The organism is Nonomuraea sp. NPDC052116 (assembly GCF_040680035.1).
GTDB classification, from domain to species: domain Bacteria; phylum Actinomycetota; class Actinomycetes; order Streptosporangiales; family Streptosporangiaceae; genus Nonomuraea; species Nonomuraea angiospora_A.
The window spans coordinates 26,356-48,014 of the sequence record NZ_JBFAWA010000051.1; the positions used below are offsets into that span (position 1 = coordinate 26,356).

General features: G+C 69.9%; 21 protein-coding genes. 7 read left to right on the forward strand and 14 right to left on the reverse strand.

The features are described 5' to 3' along the window. Positions 1 to 12 precede the first annotated feature (12 nt). On the reverse strand, positions 13 to 1,242 hold the full coding sequence (locus AB0L65_RS56420) for an amino acid permease (protein ID WP_364264847.1): 1,230 nt from the start codon (positions 1,240 to 1,242) through the stop codon (positions 13 to 15). Positions 1,243 to 1,323: 81 nt separating this feature from the next. Here AB0L65_RS56420 and AB0L65_RS56425 point away from each other — a divergent pair, with 81 nt between their 5' ends. Together AB0L65_RS56425 and AB0L65_RS56430 are read left to right on the forward strand one after the other, a co-directional pair. Further along, on the forward strand, positions 1,324 to 1,779 hold the full coding sequence (locus tag AB0L65_RS56425; protein ID WP_364264849.1) for an Lrp/AsnC family transcriptional regulator: 456 nt from the start codon (positions 1,324 to 1,326) through the stop codon (positions 1,777 to 1,779). Positions 1,780 to 1,849: 70 nt separating this feature from the next. After that, on the forward strand, positions 1,850 to 3,229 hold the full coding sequence (locus tag AB0L65_RS56430; RefSeq protein WP_364264851.1) for a serine hydrolase domain-containing protein: 1,380 nt from the start codon (positions 1,850 to 1,852) through the stop codon (positions 3,227 to 3,229). Between the two features lie 369 nt (positions 3,230 to 3,598). Here AB0L65_RS56430 and AB0L65_RS56435 read toward each other — a convergent pair whose 3' ends face one another. The 6 genes from AB0L65_RS56435 to AB0L65_RS56460 form a co-directional block, all read right to left on the reverse strand. Beyond that, complete coding sequence (locus AB0L65_RS56435; protein ID WP_364264853.1) at positions 3,599 to 4,744, reverse strand: acetyl-CoA C-acetyltransferase; 1,146 nt, start codon at positions 4,742 to 4,744, stop codon at positions 3,599 to 3,601. 62 nt (positions 4,745 to 4,806) lie between these two features. Then, positions 4,807 to 5,466, reverse strand: coding sequence for a hypothetical protein (locus AB0L65_RS56440; protein ID WP_350733382.1), 660 nt, complete (start codon positions 5,464 to 5,466; stop codon positions 4,807 to 4,809). Positions 5,467 to 5,493: 27 nt separating this feature from the next. Further along, positions 5,494 to 6,267 carry a class F sortase gene (locus AB0L65_RS56445; RefSeq protein ID WP_364264855.1) on the reverse strand — a complete coding sequence of 258 codons (774 nt, stop codon included), beginning with the start codon at positions 6,265 to 6,267 and terminating at the stop codon, positions 5,494 to 5,496. Positions 6,268 to 6,272: 5 nt separating this feature from the next. Then, entirely contained in the window at positions 6,273 to 7,535 is a 1,263-nt protein-coding gene (locus AB0L65_RS56450) for a hypothetical protein (protein ID WP_364264857.1), read from the reverse strand. 175 nt (positions 7,536 to 7,710) lie between these two features. After that, positions 7,711 to 8,487: a class F sortase gene (locus AB0L65_RS56455; protein ID WP_364264859.1), complete on the reverse strand. Its 777-nt coding sequence runs from the start codon at positions 8,485 to 8,487 to the stop codon at positions 7,711 to 7,713. After that, on the reverse strand, positions 8,487 to 9,845 hold the full coding sequence (locus AB0L65_RS56460) for a hypothetical protein (protein ID WP_364264861.1): 1,359 nt from the start codon (positions 9,843 to 9,845) through the stop codon (positions 8,487 to 8,489). The genes AB0L65_RS56455 and AB0L65_RS56460 overlap by 1 nt, the downstream gene beginning before the upstream one ends. Before the next feature lie 224 nt (positions 9,846 to 10,069). Here AB0L65_RS56460 and AB0L65_RS56465 point away from each other — a divergent pair, with 224 nt between their 5' ends. Together AB0L65_RS56465 and AB0L65_RS56470 are read left to right on the forward strand one after the other, a co-directional pair. Continuing rightward, positions 10,070 to 11,215, forward strand: coding sequence for an acyl-CoA dehydrogenase family protein (locus tag AB0L65_RS56465; protein WP_364264863.1), 1,146 nt, complete (start codon positions 10,070 to 10,072; stop codon positions 11,213 to 11,215). A 57-nt stretch (positions 11,216 to 11,272) separates the two neighbouring features. After that, a complete protein-coding gene (locus AB0L65_RS56470; RefSeq protein WP_364264865.1) occupies positions 11,273 to 11,434 on the forward strand; it encodes a hypothetical protein in 162 nt (53 codons plus the stop codon). Here the strand turns inward: AB0L65_RS56470 and AB0L65_RS56475 are convergent. Then, entirely contained in the window at positions 11,431 to 11,859 is a 429-nt protein-coding gene (locus AB0L65_RS56475) for a MarR family winged helix-turn-helix transcriptional regulator (RefSeq protein WP_364264867.1), read from the reverse strand. The genes AB0L65_RS56470 and AB0L65_RS56475 overlap by 4 nt on opposite strands. A 20-nt stretch (positions 11,860 to 11,879) precedes the next feature. Between AB0L65_RS56475 and AB0L65_RS56480 the strand changes: the two genes are divergently transcribed. Next, positions 11,880 to 12,230, forward strand: coding sequence for a MarR family transcriptional regulator (locus AB0L65_RS56480; RefSeq protein ID WP_364264869.1), 351 nt, complete (start codon positions 11,880 to 11,882; stop codon positions 12,228 to 12,230). Here AB0L65_RS56480 and AB0L65_RS56485 read toward each other — a convergent pair. Then, on the reverse strand, positions 12,224 to 12,736 hold the full coding sequence (locus tag AB0L65_RS56485; RefSeq protein WP_364264871.1) for a hypothetical protein: 513 nt from the start codon (positions 12,734 to 12,736) through the stop codon (positions 12,224 to 12,226). The genes AB0L65_RS56480 and AB0L65_RS56485 overlap by 7 nt on opposite strands. 307 nt (positions 12,737 to 13,043) lie before the next feature. Here AB0L65_RS56485 and AB0L65_RS56490 point away from each other — a divergent pair, with 307 nt between their 5' ends. Beyond that, positions 13,044 to 15,002, forward strand: coding sequence for a zinc ribbon domain-containing protein (locus AB0L65_RS56490; protein ID WP_364264873.1), 1,959 nt, complete (start codon positions 13,044 to 13,046; stop codon positions 15,000 to 15,002). A gap of 157 nt (positions 15,003 to 15,159) precedes the next feature. Here AB0L65_RS56490 and AB0L65_RS56495 read toward each other — a convergent pair whose 3' ends face one another. The 3 genes from AB0L65_RS56495 to AB0L65_RS56505 form a co-directional block, all read right to left on the reverse strand. After that, positions 15,160 to 15,939, reverse strand: coding sequence for an alpha/beta fold hydrolase (locus tag AB0L65_RS56495; RefSeq protein ID WP_364264875.1), 780 nt, complete (start codon positions 15,937 to 15,939; stop codon positions 15,160 to 15,162). Between the two features lie 16 nt (positions 15,940 to 15,955). Continuing rightward, on the reverse strand, positions 15,956 to 18,178 hold the full coding sequence (locus AB0L65_RS56500; protein ID WP_364264877.1) for a SpoIIE family protein phosphatase: 2,223 nt from the start codon (positions 18,176 to 18,178) through the stop codon (positions 15,956 to 15,958). A 123-nt stretch (positions 18,179 to 18,301) separates the two neighbouring features. Continuing rightward, positions 18,302 to 19,006 carry a metal-dependent transcriptional regulator gene (locus tag AB0L65_RS56505; protein WP_364264879.1) on the reverse strand — a complete coding sequence of 235 codons (705 nt, stop codon included), beginning with the start codon at positions 19,004 to 19,006 and terminating at the stop codon, positions 18,302 to 18,304. Between the two features lie 102 nt (positions 19,007 to 19,108). On the opposite strand from AB0L65_RS56505, the gene AB0L65_RS56510 reads away from it, so the two are divergent. Next, entirely contained in the window at positions 19,109 to 19,726 is a 618-nt protein-coding gene (locus AB0L65_RS56510) for a UdgX family uracil-DNA binding protein (protein ID WP_364264881.1), read from the forward strand. Positions 19,727 to 19,736: 10 nt separating this feature from the next. Here AB0L65_RS56510 and AB0L65_RS56515 read toward each other — a convergent pair whose 3' ends face one another. Both AB0L65_RS56515 and pdxH read right to left on the reverse strand, forming a co-directional pair. Then, a complete protein-coding gene (locus AB0L65_RS56515) occupies positions 19,737 to 20,972 on the reverse strand; it encodes an MFS transporter (protein WP_364264883.1) in 1,236 nt (411 codons plus the stop codon). 10 nt (positions 20,973 to 20,982) lie between these two features. Further along, positions 20,983 to 21,636, reverse strand: coding sequence for a pyridoxamine 5'-phosphate oxidase (pdxH, locus tag AB0L65_RS56520; protein WP_364264885.1), 654 nt, complete (start codon positions 21,634 to 21,636; stop codon positions 20,983 to 20,985). Between the last annotated feature and the right edge of the window lie 23 nt (positions 21,637 to 21,659).

A 21,659-nucleotide genomic window follows, 5' to 3' on the forward strand; every position in this document is an offset into this window, starting at 1 on the left:
CCTGACGGCGCCTCATCGCTCGATTCTGTACGAACGGCGAACATTCGCTTTCAGAGCCCCGATCGCCACCAGTGTGAGCACGGCGGGCACCACGAGATAGGCACCGCAGAACACCAGCGCCACGAGCGACAGCCCGGCGCCCACCACGGCCGTGTTCCGGTGCCGCCCCGCGGGCAGCATCCGCACGGCCGCCACCACGCCCGCCGCCGTGACCGCGGCCAGGCAGGCCGAGGTGGCCCGCATGAGCAGGTCCAGATCCACCGCCCACACCAGCACGGGCACGCTGAGCACGGCGAGCAGCCCCAGGCTCCGGTACGGCGTCTCGCCCGGCGCCCCGCCCTTGGCGAACCAGCCCGGCAGCGCCCCGTCCCTGGCCATGGCCGCGCCCAGCCGGGAGGCCCCGGCGAGATAGGTGTTGACCGCGCCGAAGGTCAGCAGCACCGCCACCACCCCGGTGACCGGCCGCGCGGCCGGACCGATGCCGGTCTCCAGCATGGCGGTGAGCGGCACGCCGGTCATGCCGGGGCCGAGCACGCCGACGGAGGTGACCGACACGCCCACGTACAGGATCCCGATCACGACGAGCGTCACCGCGGTGGCCCGGACCAGCCCGTTCCCCTTGCCGGCGAACTCGGCCGACAGGTGGCTGGCCGCCTCCCAGCCGACGACGGCGAACAGGAGCACGCCGGCCGCGTCCGCCACGCCCGCGGCGCCATACGGGGCGAAGGGGGTGAAGTTGCCCGGGTCGGCGTGCGGCGCGGCGGTGATCACGGCCGTGGCCAGGAGCGCGACGAGCAGGATGACGAGGCCGATCTGCAACCGTCCCGAGGCGCGCAGCCCGGCGGCGTTGGCGGCGAAGGCGGCCCCCAGGATCAGGCAGGCGGCCAGGGTGGCGTCCATGCCCAGCGTGGCCTCGACGTACTGGCCGCCGACCAGCGCGCCGGCGACGGTGCCGATGGGGACGGCGCCGTAGAACCACCAGCCGACCACGGCGGAGGCGTGCCGGCCGAACGCGAGCCCGGCGAAGCTCGCCACTCCCCCGCCGTCGGGGTATCTGGCGCCGAGCGCGGCGAAGGTCAGCGCGACGGGGACGCTCAGCGCGAGCAGCCCGGCCCAGGCCAGCACGGACGCGGGCCCCGCGGCAGCGGCGGCGAGGTGCGGCAGCACCAGCATCCCCGGCCCCAGGACCGCCCCGACCAGCAGTGCCGTGCCGTGTCCTGCGCCTATGCGATGTTCCGACATGCAGCCGAAACTAATGCACTCATTCGGCACCAACCCCTGTCAGTCGAACGAATGGCCGGAACCACATGACACCATCCACTCATGGACGAACTTGATTCGGAAATCGTGCGGCTGCTCCAAACGGATGCGCGGCAGTCCAACCGGGAGCTGGCCCGGCAGCTCGGCGTCGCGCCCTCCACCTGTCTGGAGCGGGTCAGGTCGCTCACCCGGCGCGGCGTCATCCGCGGCTACCACGCCGAGATCGACCCGGCCGCGCTCAACCGGAGCGTGCAGGCCATGATCATGGTCCAGGTACGGCCCCTGAGCCGGGCGGTGATCAACGCGTTCAAGTCGTCGGCGGCGGCGATGCCGGAGGTGCTCAGCGTGTTCGTGCTGGCGGGCGGGGACGACTTCCTCCTGCACGTGGCGGTGCAGGACCTGGACCACCTGCACTCGTTCCTGCTCGACCGGCTGAGCAAGCGCAAGGAGATCGTCGGCTTCCGCACGTCGGTGATCTTCCAGCAGGTGCACAACACCGTCCCGGAGCGCCTGACCTGACTTTCGTCAGGGGTGGTACTGGACGGTCGGCCGATCCGGAGGGCGGGGGCGACTTCCTAGGTTTCTCTTCGTGATAGCAGTGAAGTCCCTCCTGATCGGCCTCTCGACGGCGCTGACCCTCGCTCCCTCCCCGCAGCCGACCTCCCAGACCATCGACGCCTACCTGCGCCAGGCCATGGAGTCCACCGGACTGCCCGGCATGTCCGTGGTCGTGACGCACAACGGCGAGGTCGTGCACGCGGCCGGCTACGGCCACGACTCCGAGGGGCGTCCCGTCACCGCGAACACCCCGATGCGCGTGGCCTCGGTCAGCAAGTCGTTCACCGCGATGGCCGTGATGACGATCGTGGAGCGCGGCAGGATCAAGCTGGACGAGCCGGTGGCCGGGCAGCTGCCGGGGTTCAGGATGGCGGACCCGCGCGCGGCGGCGATCACCGTACGGCAGTTGCTCAACCAGACCTCCGGCCTGTCGGACACGACGGTCGACATCGCCGCCGTGGAAGGCGCCACCTCGCCGGCCGACTACACCTCCCGGCTGTCCGGCTCCGAGCTCCGCGCCGACCCCGGCACCCGCTGGGAGTACTGCAACGTCAACTACGACCTGGCCGCCCGGCTGGTGGAGGTGGCCTCCGGGCAGCGGTTCGGCGACTACCTGCGGGAGCGGGTGTTCGGCCCGCTGGGCATGAAGTCCAGCGCCGTCAGCGACCAGGTCGTCCGGCCGGCCGACGGCTACAACTCGATCTTCGGCGCCTGGCTCCCTCGTGCCGAGCTGTCCGGCTTCCTCAACGACAGCGGCTCGGGCGGGGTCATCACCACGGCCGCCGACATGGGCAAGTGGCTGATCGCGCAGTCGGGCGACGGGCGGCCGCTGGTCAAGCGGGAGAGCCTGGACGTCATGCACACGCCGAGCAAGATCCGCGACTACGGCATGGGCTGGGGCGTCGAGCGGGAGACCGGGCAGCTCGTGCACTCGGGGAACCTGTTCACCTACAACGCCGTCGAGGCCGTCTCCCCCAAGACCGGCTACGGCTTCGCCGTCATGGCGAACGGGGCGGCGCTGACCGACGACACCTACACCGTCATGGAGGGGCTGACCGCCCTGAGCGAGGGCCGCGCCCCTGAGGTGCCCGGAGGCGACCGGCAGCTGTACGAGCTGGTGCTGGGCGTGCTCGCGATGGCCGCGGCCGGCCTCGGCGTCCTGGGCGTGCTGCGCGCCCGGCGCTGGGCCGCCCGGCGCGCGGGCAGGCGGGTCTGGTGGCGGCTGCTGCCCGTGCTGCTCCCCGTGGCCGTGCTGGCGGCGTATCCGGACCTGATCTCGTTCCTGATGAACGGGCGGGCGGTGACGTGGGCCCAGCTCACCTACTTCGCCGCGCCCCTGTCGATCACGCTGCTGGTGGCGGCGCTGTCGGGCGCGGCGGTGGCGGCGGCCCGGCTCCGGGCGCGGCGTTAATTCGGTTGCACGGGCTCGCGGCCGACCCCTACTGTCATGGACATGCGCCTTTACCTGTGATTCTCCGCTGCTCGGCAGCGAGACCGCCCGTCATCCGTCCAGACGCGGCAGCTGAGCTTGCAGACCGGCCCCGATGAGCCGCGTCGTGAGTCTGTGTAAAGGAGCTTCCTTATGCGAGTCCGTTCATCCAGGAAAAAGAACCTTCCCGGATTGCCCGTGACGCGGCCGATGCCCAAGATGCCGCAACGGCCGATCATGCCGCCCCGGCGCATCCCGCCGAAGGGCCGCTGAGACAACTACCAGGATGGTAGTTAGGCGAGCGCCGCCTCCACCGTACGCCAGGAGGCGGCGCTCGCACCCTTCATGCCTTCAGAGGCGCTCGATGATGGTGACGTTGGCCTGGCCGCCGCCCTCGCACATCGTCTGCAGCCCGTACCGGCCGCCCGTGCGCTCGAGCTCGTGCAGGAGCTTGGTCATCAGGATCGCGCCCGTGCCGCCGAGCGGGTGGCCGAGCGCGATGGCGCCGCCGTTCGGGTTGACCTTGGCCGGGTCGGCGCCGAGCTCGTGCGTCCAGGCCAGCGGCACCGGCGCGAACGCCTCGTTGATCTCCACCACGTCGATGTCGTCGATCGACATGCCGGCCTTCTCCAGCGCCCGCCGCGTGGCGGGGATCGGCGCGGTCAGCATGTAGACCGGGTCGTCGCCCATGAGGGCGAGCTGGTGGATGCGGGCCCGCGGCGTCAGGCCATGGTCCCTGACCGCCCGCTCGGAGGCGATCAGCAGCGCGCCGGAGCCGTCGGAGATCTGCGAGGAGGTGGCGGCGGTGATCTGGCCGCCCTCCTTCAGGGTCTTGAGCGTGGCCATCTTCTCCAGCGTCGAGTCGGGCCGCGGCCCCTCGTCGTCCTCGACGCCGTTGACCGGGGCGATCTGGTCCTTGAAGTAGCCGTTGGCGATGGCCTTGGCGGCGCGCTGGTGGGACTCCAGCGCGAACCGCTCCAGCGTCTCCCGCGTGTAGCCCCACTTCTCGCACATCAGCTCCGCGCCGCGGAACTGCGAGATCTCCTGCTTGCCGTACCGTTCGACCCACTTCTCGCCGAACGGGAAGGGCATGCCCTTCTCCAGCGCGGCCGTGATCGACGAGCCCATCGGCACGATGCTCATCGACTCCACGCCGGCGGCCACGACCAGGTCCTGGGTGCCGGACAGCACTCCCTGGGCGGCGAAGTGGATCGACTGCTGCGAGGAGCCGCACTGCCGGTCGATCGTGACGCCGGCGGTGGTCTCCGGCAGGCCCGCCGACAGCCAGGCGTTTCGCGCGATGTCCATGCTCTGGGGGCCGAACTGCATGACGCACCCCATGATGACGTCCTCGACCGCCGCGGGGTCGACGCCCGTGCGGTCGATCAGCGCCTTCAGCGTGTGCGCGGCCAGGTCAGTGGGGTGGACGGTGGAAAGGCCGCCCTTCTTCTTGCCGACCGGGGTGCGAACGGCCCCGACGATGTACGCCTCTGCCACAGTGCCTCCTGGAAACCGAGCATTATTCGGTTACTAGGGGCAGACTACAACAGAACGACGTTCTACTCACGCGTGGGCGGGACCAGGTCCTCCGCCGCGTCGACCCGGAACCGCCAGCGGTCCACGACCAGCCCGTTCAGCGCCTCGGCCAGCTCCAGAGCGAGCGCGCCGAGTTTGGCGGGCTCGTCGCCGCGCAACTCGATCGCGGTCAGCTCGACGGCGAAGGGCAGGAGCTCCTGGACGGCGGGCGGCTGCCCCTTCTGCGGGACGAGTACGGCCCGGATGTCACCGGCCGTGAACGCGAACTCGTCCTCCTCGTCCGGCTCCAGCAGCGGCGCCAGCTCCTCGGCGGTCGGCCGCGCCGGAAGGATGACGGCGGGCCCGCTCTCCTCCTCGTCGGCGGGGTCGGTCACCTCGCCCCGGCACACCGCGAGCCCCTTGAGCCGGAAGGCCAGGCCTTCGGCGAGATAGCGGTCGAAGAAGTTCAGCGGCAGCGGCCCCTCGGCGGCCACCCTGACCGCCCACACCTTCTCCAGCTCGCCACCGGTCAGCTCGGGCTCGGCCTCCACGGGCGCGTACACCCGCACGTCGGTGGCCACGATGTCGTCGCCGTCCTTCTTCGCGTCGGGGTCCGCGAGCCGCACGATGCGCAGCAGCTCGGCCGGATCCGGCTTGGCGGGCAGGGCCGCCGTCGGGCCGGTACGCAGTCTCCGCTTGGCCATCCAGCCCATAGCCCGCCTCCGCGCTTGTCAGCTTCGATAAGAGCTCGTCATCGTCGCGTAGACGATGACGTTGTCGTCGTAGTGGCCGATCGTGCGATCGTAGGTCCCACCGCAGGTGATCAGGTGCAGCTGAGCGTTCTCCTGGGGCCCGTAGACGCGCTGGGTCGGGAACGTCTTCTTGCTCGCCTGCTCGATGCCGCCGACGGTGAACACCGCGGTCGTCCTGTCCTGGCGCTGGATCTCGATGGTGTCGCCGTTCTTGAGCTCGGGCAGCCTGCTGAACACGGCGGGGCGCGTCCTGGTGTCCTTGTGCCCGAGGATCACGGCCGGCCCCGCCTCACCCGGGGTGGACATGCTCCGGTACCACCCGGCCAGGTTGGGGTTCTCGGACGGGGGCACCTCGATCGTGCCGTCCTTCTTCAGCCCGACGGACGTGATCGGCGCGTTGATCCCGAGCCTCTTGATCACGATCCGCTTGGGCGTGGACGGCATCATCGGGGGCGCGGGGTTGATCTGCGGCAGCGGCGGCGGCACGTCGGGGGCCGCCTGGAAGAGCGCCTGCTCGGGCTGCCCGGTGGCCTTCCCGTCCGGCTGCGCCTGCAGCTTCAGGGTCTCGCGGTTACTGCTCGCGAGCCCGTACTCCTGGGGGGAGTTGAGCACGATCAGCAACCCGGCCACGACGGTGACGACACCGGCGATGGCCGCCCCGATGAGCACGGTCCTGAGCGCCGCACTCCCCTTGTCCGCGGGCGGCGGCACGTGCCCGCCATCGCCGCCGCCGTACGGATAGTGCCCCGACATGCCCGTCAGCCCCTGGTGGCGTTACGGCGCCGCATGACGAGCCCGCCGACGGCCGCGGCGCCCACCAGCGCGGTGCCGGTCAGGATGAACATCCGCCCGTCGGGCCCCGCCTCACCACCACCACCGGTGTCGGCCCCGGCCTTGGGGGTCTTCGACTTCTTGGTGGAGCTGGAGGGGGTGATCGTCACCGTCGCGGTGCTGGTCTTGGTGGGCTTGGGGCTGGAGGTGGTGTTCGTCGGGGTGGAGGAGGTGGTCGGGGTGCCGGTGGAGGAGCCCACCGTGAAGGTGTACGTCTTGAGGCCGGTCGTGGGGGCCAGGCACTTGATCGAGGGCGAGGACGCCGAGGTGCCGAAGGCCAGGTCGCCGGCGGTCAGCGTCACGGTGCCCGTGGTGGTGGGCTTGACCTTGACGGTGACGCTGGTGGGGAGCGTGATGGCCTGGCCGATGGTGACGGTGCCGAGCGTCGCTTCCCCGGTGGCGGTGGCGGGGGTTCCGGCACCGCTCGCCTTGACGGTGACGAACATCTTGGGGCTGGTGGTGGGGAAGCCGGTGGGGGCCTTCAGCGTTTGGCCGGTGGACTGGACGGTGCCGGTCCAGGTGATCGAGGCGTCGGCGTTGGCGGTGGCGCTGGTGGGCGGCGTCATGGTGACCTTGATGTCGACGTCGGCCGGGTAGTCGGCGTCGCCGCCGCCGCTGGCGAGGTCGCAGTCATACTCGACAACGTCATCGGTCCCGCCACCGCCACCACCGGTCTGGACAGGGACCGAGATGCTGGTGGGCGTCGCCGACACATAAGTGCAGGTGGTTGCCTCGCCTGCCACGGTGATGGTCAGCACAGTCGTGCTAGCGGTCGTCACCGGAGCCAGGACCAGATTGCCGCCAGTGGTGGCAGTCGCGGTGACCGAGCCTGTCATCTCCGGCGGCGTGTATGGCTGGTTGACCGAGACCGCGGTGGTCACCGTGCCGCTGCCGCTGCCCTTCAGCGGCGTCGGCGTGCCTCCCGTCACCGTGAGGTCGCCACCGCTGGTCGTGACGGACGCCTGGGCGCTGATCGCCCTCGTCGCCGTGATCGGGGGGAAGGTCCACTTGATCGACGCCGCTTTGGAGGGCTCGACCGAGGTGGGCGCGGTGACCGTCAGCTGCACTGACTCGGCGGCCAGGTAGCCGCCGGTGCACTTGTATGTAACTTTCAGCGGGTCGACGGCGGCGGCCTGGGCTGGGGACGACAGGGCTAACACCGAACCGACAAAGAGGACCAGCGTGCTCACGAGCCCCAGGGCCGACGTCTTATGGGCGAGGCGGCGCCACGCCTGGGACATAAGCACGGGTCCATCTCCGTTCAACGCAAGTTTCAACAGTCGTGCCAGAATTCCAGCCGTTGGTCACGGTTAGGTTGAGATCCTACGAACTGTCCCTGTCAAGTTCCCGTAAACCGCCAAAACCCTAGCCCTTCTTCTTGGACAACGTCGCGTATACGACGATGTTGTCCGTGTAACTGTGCGCCGTCTTGTTGAAGACCCCACCGCACGTGACGAGCCGCAACTGAGCGTTGGTGGTGTTCCCGTACACCCTCGACGTCGGGAAGGACGCCTTGCTCGCCTGCTCGATCCCGCTCACCGTGAACCGCGTGACCTTGCCGTCCGACCGGTACACGTAGATCTGGTCGCCCTTGGCCAACTCCCGGAGGCGGTCGAAGACGGCCGGGCCCTTGCGGGTGCTCACGTGGCCGTTGATGACCGAGGGGCCGAGCTCGCCGGGCACCGGGGAGCCCTTGTACCAGCCCGTCTGGTTGGGCTTGGTCAGGGGCGGGGTGCCGAGCTTGCCCTTGCTGTCCACGGTGACGGCCCCGATGGGCGCGTTCACCTTGATCTTGGGGATCTTGATGCGGGTCGGCCTGGACCGGGTGGACTTGGCCTTGGTCGAGGGGATCGGGGACACGACCGGAACCGCCGGGAGCGGGGGCGGCGCGTCCAGGCGGGCCGGGGTCAGAGGGACGCCCTTGCCGCCGGGGCCCACGGTGGGCGGGAGCACGAACGCGCCCGCGTTCGCCACCTCCACCTGCGTCGGCGTGTCCTGCGCCGCCGCCAGCGAGCCCGAGGCGTCGTCGGGGGTGGTGGGCCACAGCGAGAGCATGCTCACCATGACCAGGCCGACGCCACCCAGCGAGCCGGCGATCAGCAATCCGGGCAACGCCCGCTGCATCGGTGTCTGCTCGGTCATCAGAGCGCTCCTCCCGCGTGCGCGGCCCTGCGCCGGCGCAGCAGCAATCCGCCGCCCGCGCCGCCGATCACCAGCGCGGCCATCAGCCCGTACGGTCTGTCCTCGCGATCCGGCGCCTCACCGCTGTCCACGCCGCCCTTGGGGGTGTTGGCGACCTGCGCCCGGTAGTACTTGGTCGCGGTCGGCCCGGTGGCCTTGGGCGTGGCCGTGGCCGAGCTGGTACCGGTGGCACTGGGGACCACGATCACCCGCCCGAGGCCGATGTCGGTGGTCCGGTTGTTCGGGTTGGTGTGGGTTCCGCTGGGTGACGAGGTCGGGCTCGTCGTCGAGGTGTTAGTGGGGCTGTTGCTGACGGACGGGCTGACGGACGGCGACTGCGTGCCGGTGGGGCCCGACTTGTCCCGTACGGTCACCACGACCGACACCGGCGAGCTGACCAGATTGCACTTCGCGCCGTGGTAGCCGGTGGGGGTCTTGGACGTGTTGGTGGTCACGCGGAAGGCGTCCAGCCAGGCCGGCTTGTTCGAGGCGTTCTCGATCTTGATCTTGTGCTCGCCGTACGTCAGCGGCGCGGACGTCCACAGCGTCTGCCCGCCGTCCATGTCGTCGTTGACCGGCACGTCGTCGTCGGAGCGGGAGGGGTCGACCCTGGCCCGCTTGGTGCCGTCGATGTAGATGTCGACCGGACCCGCGTCCTTGTCGGTCGGCCCGATGTACTCCACGCCGGTCCCGATGAAGGTCAGCTCGGCGGAGGCGCCGATCTGCTCGGTCTGGTGCAGGTCGTTGTGCACGTGGTTCTCGGAGCCGGGACGGTCGTCCAGGGAGATCCAGCCGCTGCTGTAGACGATCCCCATGTCGGAGGGGTTGTCGGCGTCGTCGCCGTCGTTGACCACCACGCTGCCGTCCGGCGGGGTGAAGTCCAGCTCGATGTCTTTGGGCGTGACCGTGATGGTGCCCGGCTTGTCGGTCAGGCCGGGGTCGTTCATGGTCTCGGGGAGCGACAGGTGACCGTCGGGGCGGAGCGGACCCTCGGGGTCGGCGCTGCCCTTGGGCTGCAGGATGCCCTGCCAGCTGCTGGTGAGCTGCACGTTGCCGGTGCCGTGCACCTGGCCGCCCTCGGGGAAGTAGCCGGGCGACTGCAGCCGGCTGTCGTTGGCGTAGTGGAGCTTCCAGGTGAAGTTGAGCGGGTCTCCGACGACCAGGTCCGTGGCGAAGGTGAGGTTGGTCTTCAGGCGGACGGGACCGTTCCTGACGATGCTGTTGGCACCGGACGCCACACACTCGTACTCGACGACAAGGTCGGCCGGCGCGGCGGCGGCCGGCGTGCCCGGCAACACCACGATTCCTAAAGCCGCCACCGATCCGACCGATCCGGCGATCAACGCTTTGCGCCACCGACTCACGGGAGACTCCGATCAGTCACAAATAGACCGAGGGTAGATCTTAGAGTCGAAAACACCCCCAACACATGCCGATCGCGGCAACGTCCAGCACTTGTGATGAAGCCGTGTCCACAGGTATCCGCCGCACCGGGAAAGGGGGTATACCTGCCAGTAACAGAACCCTGTTCGGGAGGACCATAATGCGGCGAGACCTCTTCGACGAGGAGCACCTGCTCTTCCGCGAGACCGTGCGCGAGTTCATGGCCCGGGAGGTCGTGCCGCACCACGCCCAGTGGGAGAAGGACGGCATCGTCCCGCGCGAGGTCTGGAAGAAGGCCGGGGAGCTCGGGATGTTCGGGTTCTCGGTGCCCGAGGAGTACGGCGGGGCCGGGGTCACGGACTTCCGGTACAACGCCGTGATCGTCGAGGAGATCATGAGGAACGGCGCCTCCGGGCTCGGGTTCTCGTTGCACAACGACGTCATGGCGCCGTACCTCGTGGATCTGACGAACGACGAGCAGAAGCAGCGGTGGCTGCCCGGCTTCGCGAGCGGCGAGCTGATCAGCGCGATCGCGATGAGCGAGCCCGGGGCCGGCAGCGACCTGCAGGGGATCAGGACCACGGCCCTCCGCGAGGGTGACCACTACCTGGTCAACGGGCAGAAGACGTTCATCACGAACGGGATCAACGCGGATCTGGTCGTCGTGGTGGCCAAGACCGATCCCGACGCGGGCGCCAGGGGGACCACGCTGATCGTGGTCGAGCGCGGCATGGAGGGGTTCGAGCGGGGGCGCAATCTCGAGAAGATCGGGATGAAGGCCCAGGACACGGCCGAGCTGTTCTTCGAGAACGTACGCGTGCCCGTCGCCAACCGCCTGGGCCCGCGCGACGGCGAGGGCTTCTTCCAGCTCATGAACAACCTCCCGCAGGAGCGCCTGTCGATCGCCGTGGCGGCGGTGGCCGCGGCGGAGGCCGTGCTGGAGGAGACCATCGAGTACTGCAAGACCCGGCAGGCCTTCGGGCGGAGCATCGGCTCGTTCCAGAACACCCGGTTCGTGCTGGCGGAGCTGGCCACCGAGACCGAGATCGCCCGCCACTACGTGGACAAGTGCATCCTGGCGCTCAACGCCGGGCAGCTCGACGCGGTGGACGCGGCCAAGGCCAAGTGGTGGACCACCGAGCTGCAGAACAAGGTCATCGACCGCTGCCTCCAGCTCCACGGCGGGTACGGCTACATGATGGAGTACCCGGTCGCCAAGGCGTGGATCGACAGCCGGGTGCAGACGATCTACGGCGGCACCACCGAGATCATGAAGGAGATCATCGGCCGGTCCTTCGGATTCTGACCACACAGACTGCACAGGACCGCACGGGAAGGCGGTCCGCACCGCATACTGGACACCATGGACGGCGGCCTGATCCTCCTGGCTTTCCTGGCGTTGCTGTTCGCCTGGGGCCTCAACCGCGTGCGCCGGTCGATCCGCCTGGGTCCGGTGGGCTACGGCGGCGTGATGATCGTGTTCATCATCGTCATGCTCCTCCTCTGGGGCCAGACCAAGATCTAACCGGGCATTCCCTCGACGAAGCGGGTGAGCAACCGGGCGAACTCCGCCCGGTCCTCCTCCGGCCACCCCTCCATGGCCGCCGCGAACGCCGCCTGCCTGGCCCGGTGGGCCTGCTCCAGCGCCGCCTGCCCGGCCTCGGTCAGCACCAGCCACGCCTTGCGCCCGTCGGCCTGATCGGCCTCCCGCCTGACGAGGCCCGCCGCCACGGCCGCCGCCACCAGCCGGCTGGCCCTCGGCTGATCGACGCTGAGCGCCTGCGCGACCGTGGACACGGTGACGGACCCGCCGGCGCCCTCGATCACGTCGAGCACCTCGTACTCCGGCCCCATGGCGCCCTGCTGCCGCGCCAGCACCCGCCGGCTCTGCCGCCGCCTGATCGCGACCATCGCCCGCTCGACCGCGGAAATATGCTTGTCTTCATACATATTGTTGCTATCCTACATCTATGGACAAACCTATCGGCCACTGGCTGAAGCATCTCGACAATCTGTTGGAAGACGCCATGGAGCAGGCGCTCCAGCCCACCACCCGCCGGGAGTGGCAGGTGCTCAACCGGGCGGCCCACGAAAGCACGTACACCATGCCGTTCACCGGCGTGGACGAGGCCGTGGAGCGGCTCACCGCCAGGGGTTGGCTGGCGGACGGCGAGCTCACCGAGGCCGGGAGGGCCGCGCACGGCGAGATCTCCGAGAAGGTCGACCGATTCCGGCAACAGGTGGTCGAAGGCGTGAGCTCGCAGGAGTACGCGGCCACCGTCGACGTGCTCCGCCGCATGTCGGCCAACCTCGATCACTGACGCGTGTCCCCCGCCGGCTCGGGGGACGACCACGCGGCGAAGACGGTGGCGCCGTAGGGGGTGAGCCGCAGGACGGGGATCTCCCGCCTGAGCGGATTGCCGTCGCGGTCGATCGTGATGTCGCCGCTGGCACCCTGAACGTCGATGGTGCCGCTGCGCAGCATGGCCGCCACCTCCTGCGGCCCGAGCTTCGCCAGATCGTCCTTCGCGTACCTGTCGATGGCCTTGATCGCGACGTACACGGCGTCGTGGTTCATGATCGCGTGGCCGTCGTCGAGCGATTCCGTGGGGAACAGCCGCACGTACCCTTTCTCGTCACCGTTCCCGAACCTCGCCTTGATCGCGGACAGGACGCGGCTGCCGTGGTCGGTGACGTTCGCGGAATGGGCCAGAGCGGTGTAGCACAGCCGGATCCTGCCGCCGTTGTCCTCCCAGATAGGGCTCTTGACGAGGTGGGCCTGCTCGCTGGCGTCGTCCCCGGCGAAGACGCTGATGTCGCGCTGCACGCAGGGGCGCGACAGGCTCCCTCATCTTCTTAGAAATCCTTAGCGATCACAAGTTCGCATCGCTCACATGTTCGACCCCGGGATCAACGGATGGTAGTCTAACAGTCACTTAGAGTGAAGGTCGGTGGGTGGGAGTGCAGCTCGTGCGAGGGTGCCGATTGGCTCAGGCCGGTGTGCCGGCCGCGCTCGGCGAGCCCGCGGGGCAGGCATTCAGCAAGGGCGGTGGCGGCTGACGAAGCGAAAGCCGCCGCTGGCCGCAGGCCAGAGCACGCAGACGGCCTGTGCTCGCGTCCTGCTGCGCGGCGGCGTGGACGAACGCAGTGGCGAACTTGTGCCTGCGGGCGTGCTGGCGCTGCGGATCGGCTGGTGTGCGGAGCTGGTGTCCGGCATGACGCAGGCTCTGCTGGCCGAGCACTGGAACCGTAGCGACGTGGCACGGCTGGCCTGCGGGGTGGACGCAGCGGGGCGTCGGCCGCCGTCGCAGGCGTGGATGGCGCTGCGCAGGCTGGGCTGGAGCGTCGGCGCGCCGCAGGGCGTGCGGGTCAACGACCGGATCGTGCGCATGGCCCAGGAGCAGGCCGGGCGGCTGCTGCGCTCCGCGCAGTGGCGGGCCGAGCTGACCGACGCCGTGCTGGCCACCTGGCCCGCCGAACCGGCCAGGCGTACGGGGGCGGAGTGGGAGGCGGTGCGTGAGGCGATTCCCGGCGGGCCCGTCCTGCCCGGCAGCGTGATCAAGGCGCGGACCCGGCAGATCGCCGTGTTCGACCGCGAGCACGGCGATCTGCCCGCGGATGTGTTCGAGTTGGAGGGCGCACCACGGGCGGCGCGGATGCTGATCCTGGCCGCGGTCGACCGGCAGCAGGCCACCCTCGAACGCCGCCAGGACGACCCCGGCCGCGCGGTGCTGCGGCTGCAGGTGCCCACCCGCCCGGATCCACGCTCGTATGCCGACTGGCGGTGGGTGGCCTGCCCGATCACCCTGCCGCCCACCGTGCCCGCCGATGCGGTGCTGCACCTGCCCACCCTCCGCCACCACGGCGGCCCCAGTGGCGGACCGGGAAGCAGCAGGGTGCACGCCGATGTGGCGTTCACTCACGCCGTGCCGACCGTGTCCCGCACCGGGCACGGCGTGGCGCTGGGGGTCGACTGGGGGCTGAACACCCTGCTGTCGGCGGGCGCGGTGCGCCGTCACGGCGACGGCCGTATCACCGCGCTGGGGGCTGGTGCCCAGTTCCGGGCCGCCGGGGTGATGGCCCGCCAGCACCGGCTGCGCCGCCAGGGCGAACAATTGCACGCCAAGACCGACGCCTACGAGCGGCTCATCGCCGGCTGTGCCGATCATCGGCTGGTGGGTAAGCATGCCGTGCTGGCCGCCGAGCGCCGCCTGGTGGCCGACCGCCGCTCCAATCTCAACGATGCGCTGGCCTGCTCGGCGGCCCGGTGGGCGGTGGATCAAGCCATCGCCGCGGGGGCGAGCGTGATCTATGTAGAGGATCTGCGGTCGATGGAGGCCAAAGGCATGGGCCGCACCCTCAACACGCGCCTGTCACAGGCCGTGCGCGGGCAGATCGTCGACCATATGCGGCATCTGGCCGCCGAGCAGGGAATCGCCGTGGTCACGGTTCCGGCCAAGAACACCTCCAAACACTGCCCGCAATGTCTGGTGCCGCTACGGCACTTTAAGGCCCCCGACCGGCCGGCCACTGCGGGGTGGAAGTGGGCGCTGTGCCCTAACCCCGACTGCGGCTGGCAGGGCGACCGCGACCAGGGTGCCTGGCAACGCATCGCCGCCCGCGGCCTGACCTACCAGAGCACCACCGTCACCGACCGCGACACCGGCCACCTGGCCATCCGCAGCGTGACTGGCACCCTCGAAGCCCAAGCCGTGCTCACCCCGGCCACCACCCAGACCCGCCGCAAGGACCGATCCAAAACCGGACCCACCCGGCCTCGATCCTCACGCCCCGCGCCCAGGCGACGCGGGGCACCCTCCACCCCCCAGTCTTCAGCAGGCCGGGCGGGTCAGCGTCCGGAGGGACACGCTCACACGGACCAGCACGTGCTGCCCCGCGCAGCCCGCCGGTACCAGGGCGTGCGCACGACCACCGTGCACACGATCAGCTCAAGCACCCCCACCACCCGACAACCACATCGGCCCAGAGGGGCGGCACTGGGCGCGGGCTTCCACCTGCACGCCCACGCCACCCCACCACGGTGGGAACCCATCCCCCATCCGGAAACCACAACCGGACCAAGGATCGCTTAGCTAATCAGAGACGCTGAGACCGCGTAACGCGCGGCCGACGTAGAAGACGGCGTTGGCGTCGGAGTTGCAGATCGTATCCGCGATGTTCCCGATGAGCGCCGGATGAGCGATCGATACCGGGAAACCTATCCCGTCCCTTTGACGGGGGCAGAGAAACTTACGAAATGGCGCTGGATTCCAGAATGACGCGGGCGACGAGGTCGGGGTCGTCGCTCATGGGCACATGACCGCACCCTTTCAACAGCTTGACCCGCTGCCCCGACCAGCGGGCCGCGCGCACGGCCTGGCGGCGCAGCAGGAGCCGGTCGTGCTCGCCCCACGCGATCGTGATGGGCGACTTCGGCGGGGCGGGCGGCATCAGGCCGGCGAACGACTCCAGCGTCTCGTCGAAGCCGCTCGCCCAGGCCAGCGCCTGCGTGGCCGCGACGTGCGCGGTGGCGGAGAGCCTGGCGGGGTGGGCGACCAGAATCCCGGTCGAGACGGCCCGCAGCAGCGGGTTCTCGGCCGCCTTGACGGTATGCCTCGCGGGGATCGACCGGGCCGCGGCGCGCAGGGCGCGCAGCACGGACTGGCAGTAGAGCAGCTCGGGCCGGGACCAGAAGCCGGCCGGCGACAGCGCGGTGGCCGTGCGTACGACGCCGCGCGAGGCCAGCTCCAGCGCGATGTAGCCGCCGAGCGAGTTGCCCGCCACGTGCGGCTCGCGCACGCCGAGCACCGCGCAGAACGACTCGACCGCGTCGGCCAGCGACTCCGCGGTGTAGGTGACGCCCTCGGGCAGGCCCGGGGATCTGCCGAAGCCGGGCAGGTCGAGCGCGATCACCGTACGCGCGGCCGCCAGGCGGTCCAGCACCGGCAACCACGCCTGCCAGTGATGGCCGATCCCGTGGATGAGGATCAGCGGCGCGCCGGTGCCCCGTCGTTCGAAGGCCAGCTCCATACGGCCAGCTAATCACTCATCTCCCGCGAGTGGGAATCTCGAACCAGACGGCTTTGCCTTCCCTGGTAGGACGCGATCCCCAACGCCTGGCCAGCTGGTCGACGAGGTAGAGGCCGCGCCCGCCCTCGTCGTTCTCCCCCGCGCTGCGGATGCGCGGCAGACGCAGGTCCTGGTCGAAGACCTCGACCCAGACCGACTCCTCACCCCTGCGCAGCCTCAGCGTGAACTCCTTGTCGCCGACCACTTCGTCCTCGAAGCCCGGCACGTCCCAGGACTCGTCGAACGGCAGCGGCGGCCCCTCCACGACCAGCTCCCTGCGCGGCACGGTGGCGGTGGCGGCGTGCAGCACGACGTTGGTCACGACCTCGGAGACGAGCAGGCAGGCCAGCTCGGCCCGTTCCTCGGGCACGTTCCAGCTCGAGAACGCCTCCGACGCCATGCGGCGCGCCTCGCCCACCATGATCGGCTGGGCGGGGAACGTGCGCTCCTCGACGTCGAGGTCGACGTCGCTGGAGCGGACGACCAGGATCGCCATGTCGTCGTCGATCTCGCCGGGCACGGCCACCGTGGCGGTGTCGGCGATGCGCTCGACCTCGGCGCCGGACATCTTGGCGAGCTTCTCGCAGAGCACGCCGAGCGTCTCCTGCTCGCTCGGCACCTGGCCGTCGCGGCCCGGGCGGCGGTCGACCAGGCCGTCGGTGTAGAGCAGCAGCGCCGCGCCCGGCGGCAGCGTGCGCGTCTCCTCCTTGTAGACCAGGTCGGCGTGCAGGCCCTTGGCGTGGACGCCGAGCGGCTGGCCGACCTCCTCGATGTCGAGCTCCACGCACTGGCCGTCGACCAGCAGCAGCGGCGGCGCGTGGCCCGCGTTGGCGAAGGACAGCTGGCGCGACCAGGCGTCGTAGACCAGATACTGGCAGGTCACGATGGGCGGGATGCTGACCTCGGCGCCGTTGTCGTCGTGCTCGGGCGTGGCGATGATGCGGGTCCACTCGTCGAGCCTGGCCAGGATGTCGGCCGGCGACTTGTCGTCCTGCGCGAAGGCCCGCAGCGCGGCCCTGAGCTGGCCCATGATGGCCGCCGCCTTGGCGCCCCGGCCCTCGACGTCGCCGATCACGATGCCGACCCGGCCCGCCGACAGCGGGATCACGTCGTACCAGTCGCCGCCGACCTGGGTCTGGATGCCCTGGCCGTGGGAGGCGAGCGGGGCCGCCGGGTAGTAGCGCACCGCGATCTGCAGGCCGTCGAGCTGCGGCAACGCCCGGGGCAGCAGGTATTTCTGGAACGACTCCGCCGTGTGGCGCTCCTCCTCGAACAGCAGCGCGTTGTCGATGGCGAGCGCGACCCGGGTGGCGATGGCGCCGACGAAGTCGCGGTCGAAGGCGTCGTAGTGGGGGCTGCGCCGGTCGGTGAGGTTGGACAGGCCCAGATACATCAGCCCGAGCGTCTCGCCGCGCACCAGCAGGGGGGCGACGATGGCGGAGGTCATGCCGATCTCACCGCACAGGCGGGCGCTGCCCTCGCTGGTGGCCGGGTAGCTGCTGGTGGCGAAGCTCTCGACCAGGATCGTCTCCTGGCGGCGCAGCGCCGTGTCGGCGTAGTGGCCGGAGGGGTAGCGGATCTCCGCGCCCAGCGGCTTCCAGGTGCCCGACGGCGGGGTCCATCCCTGGACGTGCTGGGAGACCCGGCGCACGAGCCGGTCGCCCTCCATCAGCTCGATGAAGCAGTGGTCGGCGAACTGGGGCACCAGCATCTCGGCGACCCGCTTGAGCGTCTCCTCGACGTAGAGCGAGCCGGCCAGCCGCTCGCCGATGCGCTCCAGCAGGCCGAAGCGGTCCTTCTCGCGCTCGTTGCTGCGCAGCGCCTCGCGGGCCATGATGACGATGCCCGTCACCGAGCCCGAGGCGTGGCGCAGCGGCACGGCCTGGGCGCGTACGTAGATGATGGTCCCGTCGCCGCGCCTGACGTCGAACGTGCCCTCCCACACGCCGCCCTTGAGCACATGCTTGGCCAGCTCGACCGCCAGCGGGTGGTCCTTCTCCATGATCCCGAGGGACAGGACGGACGCGTCACGTGAAGGCGACTTGCCCTGACGGCCGAAGAGCTTCTCGGCGAAGGGGTTCCAATAGAGGAGATTGCTGAAACGGTCGGTGACGATCACCGCCATCTCAGCGTGATCGAGCACAGATCCGGCACCCAGGTGATCAGCCGTTTCCTGTGACAGATCCCCCCATCGATTCATCCGGAGACCACTCCTTGGGGTGGCATGCACGCAAAGTGGACCACGGGCGCTCCTGCAACAGTCTTGGCCAGGGGAGAGTGGAGGGCCTCCCAAGAGGGATTCAACCAAGCCGCTGCGCGCGCGTCAGCGCTTGGAGACAAAAACGTGCGCGGCGACATCGCGCGGAAGCTCCGCGGGAGTGTCGTTCGCGTCACCGTCACCTGTCACCCGCACACCGTCGTCGCTCGCCGCGAGCGTCACCTCGCGTCCGGGTTGTATCCCAACTTGCTTGAGTTTAAGCATCACAGCAGGATCGCTTTGCACTTGTTCGCTAATTCGACGCACGACGACCGGCGTGTCCCTCGGCCCCGCCAGGTCTGACATCGATGTCAGCACCCCGGCGCCACCCTCGGGGGGCTCCTTGGCGCCCAGCTCCGAGAGCCCGGGGATGGGGTTTCCGTGCGGGCAGACGGTGGGGTTGTCGAGCAGGGTCACCAGGCGGGCCTCGACCGACTCCGACATGACGTGCTCCCAGCGGCACGCCTCGATGTGCACCTCTTCCCAGGGAAGGCCGATCACCTGGGTGAGCAGGCACTCGGCCAGCCGGTGCTTGCGCATGACCCGCGTGGCCAGCGTGCGGCCCAGATCGGTCATGGACAGGTGGCGGTCGCCCTCGACGCGGACGAGGCCGTCACGCTCCATGCGGGCGACGGTCTGGCTCACGGTGGGGCCGCTCTGCTGCAGCCGCTCCGCGATGCGGGCGCGAAGGGGGACGATGCCCTCCTCCTCGAGCTCGTAAATCGTGCGGAGGTACATCTCGGTTGTGTCGATCAGGCCGTGTGCGGTCAAGGCAGTCCTCCCAATCAAATATTACGCCGGTCGTGGCGGGGACTGGGCCCGTCCGCAGCGGGCACAGAAGTCACACGAACCCTATTGGGAGAACGACCGACGATGGTTAAGGACGGAAACAAAGGAGCGGCCGAGTTCCTTCCCGACCAGCTCGATCTCGACTCGCTGCGGCGCGCGGCCGCCTGCTGCCAGGGCTGCGGGCTCTACCTGGACGCCACCCAGACCGTTTTCGGCGAGGGTCCGCAGCGGGCCCGGTTCATGCTCGTGGGCGAGGAGCCCGGAGATCAGGAGGACCGGCAGGGGCACCCGTTCGTGGGCCCGGCCGGGCGCATTCTGGACAAGGGACTGGAAGAGGCCGGAATCGAGCGCGAGGACGTTTACGTCACGAACGCCGTCAAGCATTTCTCCTTCACCCTTCGCGGAAAGCGGCGGATCCACCAGAGGCCGACGGCCGGCGAGATCGACGCCTGCCATCCGTGGCTCGACGCGGAGCTGGCCCTCGTGCGGCCGGAGGTGATCGTGGTGCTCGGGGCGACGGCGGCCAGGGCGCTGCTCGGGCGGGAGTTCCGCGTGACGCACCACCGGGGCGAGCCGGTGCCGCTCGGCGACGCGCTCGCCGTGGCCACGGTGCACCCGTCCGCCGTGCTGCGCGCGCCCGACAGGGACCAGGCGTACGCGGGCTTCCTGGCCGACCTGAAGGTGGCCGCCCAGGTCGTCTGACCTCTGACGTTTAACGAGCCCGGTAATTGCGGAATGCGGGCACGGACAGGCCGACGATCAGCACCGTGACGGCGCAGGCGATGCCGCCGCCCACCCAGGCCCCACTGACCCCCAGCGCGGTCGCCGTCGCGCCGGCCCGCAGTTCGCCCAGGCGCGGCCCGCCCGCCACGACCACCATGAACGCCCCCTGCAGCCGCCCCCGCATCTCGTCGGGCGCGTACAGCTGCAGGATGGACTGCCGCCACACCGACGAGATCACGTCCGCCACCCCGCCCACGGCCATGAACGCCACCACCAGCCAGAGCTCGCTCGCCAGCCCCGCGGCGGCCACGGCCAGGCCCCAGACGGCGATCACGACGACGAGCGCGACCCCCTGCCGCGAGACCCTTCCCACCCAGCCGGAGAACAGCGCCCCGGCCACCGAGCCGATGGCCATGGCGGAGGTCATCCAGCCGAGCGCGGTCATCGAGCCGCCGAACCTGTCGGCGGTCAGCTCGGGGAAGAGCGCGCGCGGCAGGGCGAACACCATCGCGATGATGTCCACGACGAACGACATCAGCAGCACCGGGCTCCTGACGATGAAGCTGAGCCCTTCCAGCACCGCCCGGGCACCCGGACGTCGCACTTCGCCCAATGGGGGCAGTGAGGGCAGTCTGAGGGCCGCGTAGAGGCTCGCGGTGAAGAGCACGGCGTCCATCGCGTACGTCGCCGCGAACCCGGCGGAGGCCAGCACGACCGCGCCGATCATCGGGCCCGCGACCGCACCGATGCTGAAGACCAGCGAGTTGAGCGCGTTCGCGGCGGGCACCAGCTCCTTCTCCAGGATCCTGGGGATGATCGCGCCCCTGGTCGGGCTGGTGATCGCGAAGCCGGTGGCGTTCAGGGCGACCGCGCCGAAGATCAGGTAGACGTTCCTCAGGCCGAGCAGCGCCTGCAGGAGGATGAGGAGCGTCGCCGTCCACGCGATGAGCGAGCCGACGATGAGCAGCTTGCGCCGGTCCACGGCGTCGGCGACCGCCCCTCCCCACAGGCCGAAGACGACCAGCGGGATCAGGTTGGCCATCCCCAGCAGCCCCACGTAGAACGAGGAGTGGGTGAGCTCCCAGACCTGCTGGCCGACGGCCACGACGGTCGCCCCGACGCCGACGTGTGAGACGGCCTGGCCGAGCCAGAGCCGCCGGTACTCGGGCGCGCCGAGTGGCCGGGTGTCTACCAGATGACGCTTGACCAGCTCCGCGATCGCCACTCCAAGAACACTAAGGTGCCAGTCTTTCCAGCACCCAACCGGGTCGTGTCCGCCGATAACGGAGCCTGTCGTGCATCCGGTCGAGTTGTCCCTGCCAGAACTCCATCTCTATCGGATAGACCCGGAAACCTCCCCAGAAGTCGGGCACCGGCGGATTCTCCGGCCAGCGTTCGGCCAGCTCCGTGTAGCGCTCGTCCAGCTCCTCCCTGGACCGCACGACGGCCGACTGCCGCGACGCCCAGGCGCCGATGCGCGAGCCGTACGGGCGCGAGTTGTAGTACTCGGCCGACTCCTCGTGGGAGATCCGCGTCACAGTGCCCTCGATGCGTACCTGGCGGCGGATCGGATGCCAGGGGAACAGCAGTGACGCTCGGGGGTTCTCGCCCAGGTCGCGGCCCTTACGCGACTCGTAGTTGGTGTAGAAGACGAAACCGCGTTCGTCGTAGCCCTTCAGCAGGACGGTCCTGGCGCTCGGGCGGCCGCCGGACGAGGCGGTGGCCAGGACCATGGCGTTGGGTTCAGGCAGACCGGACTCGAGCGCGTCCTGGAGCCAGAAGGTGAATTGCTCCATGGGGTCGGACGCGAGGTCGGATTCGAGCAGCGGCCGGCCCTCGTACGTTCGGCGAAGCCCCGCCAGCACGGGCGGGCGCGGGGTGGCATCCACGAGACGGTATTCTTGCGCGCTTG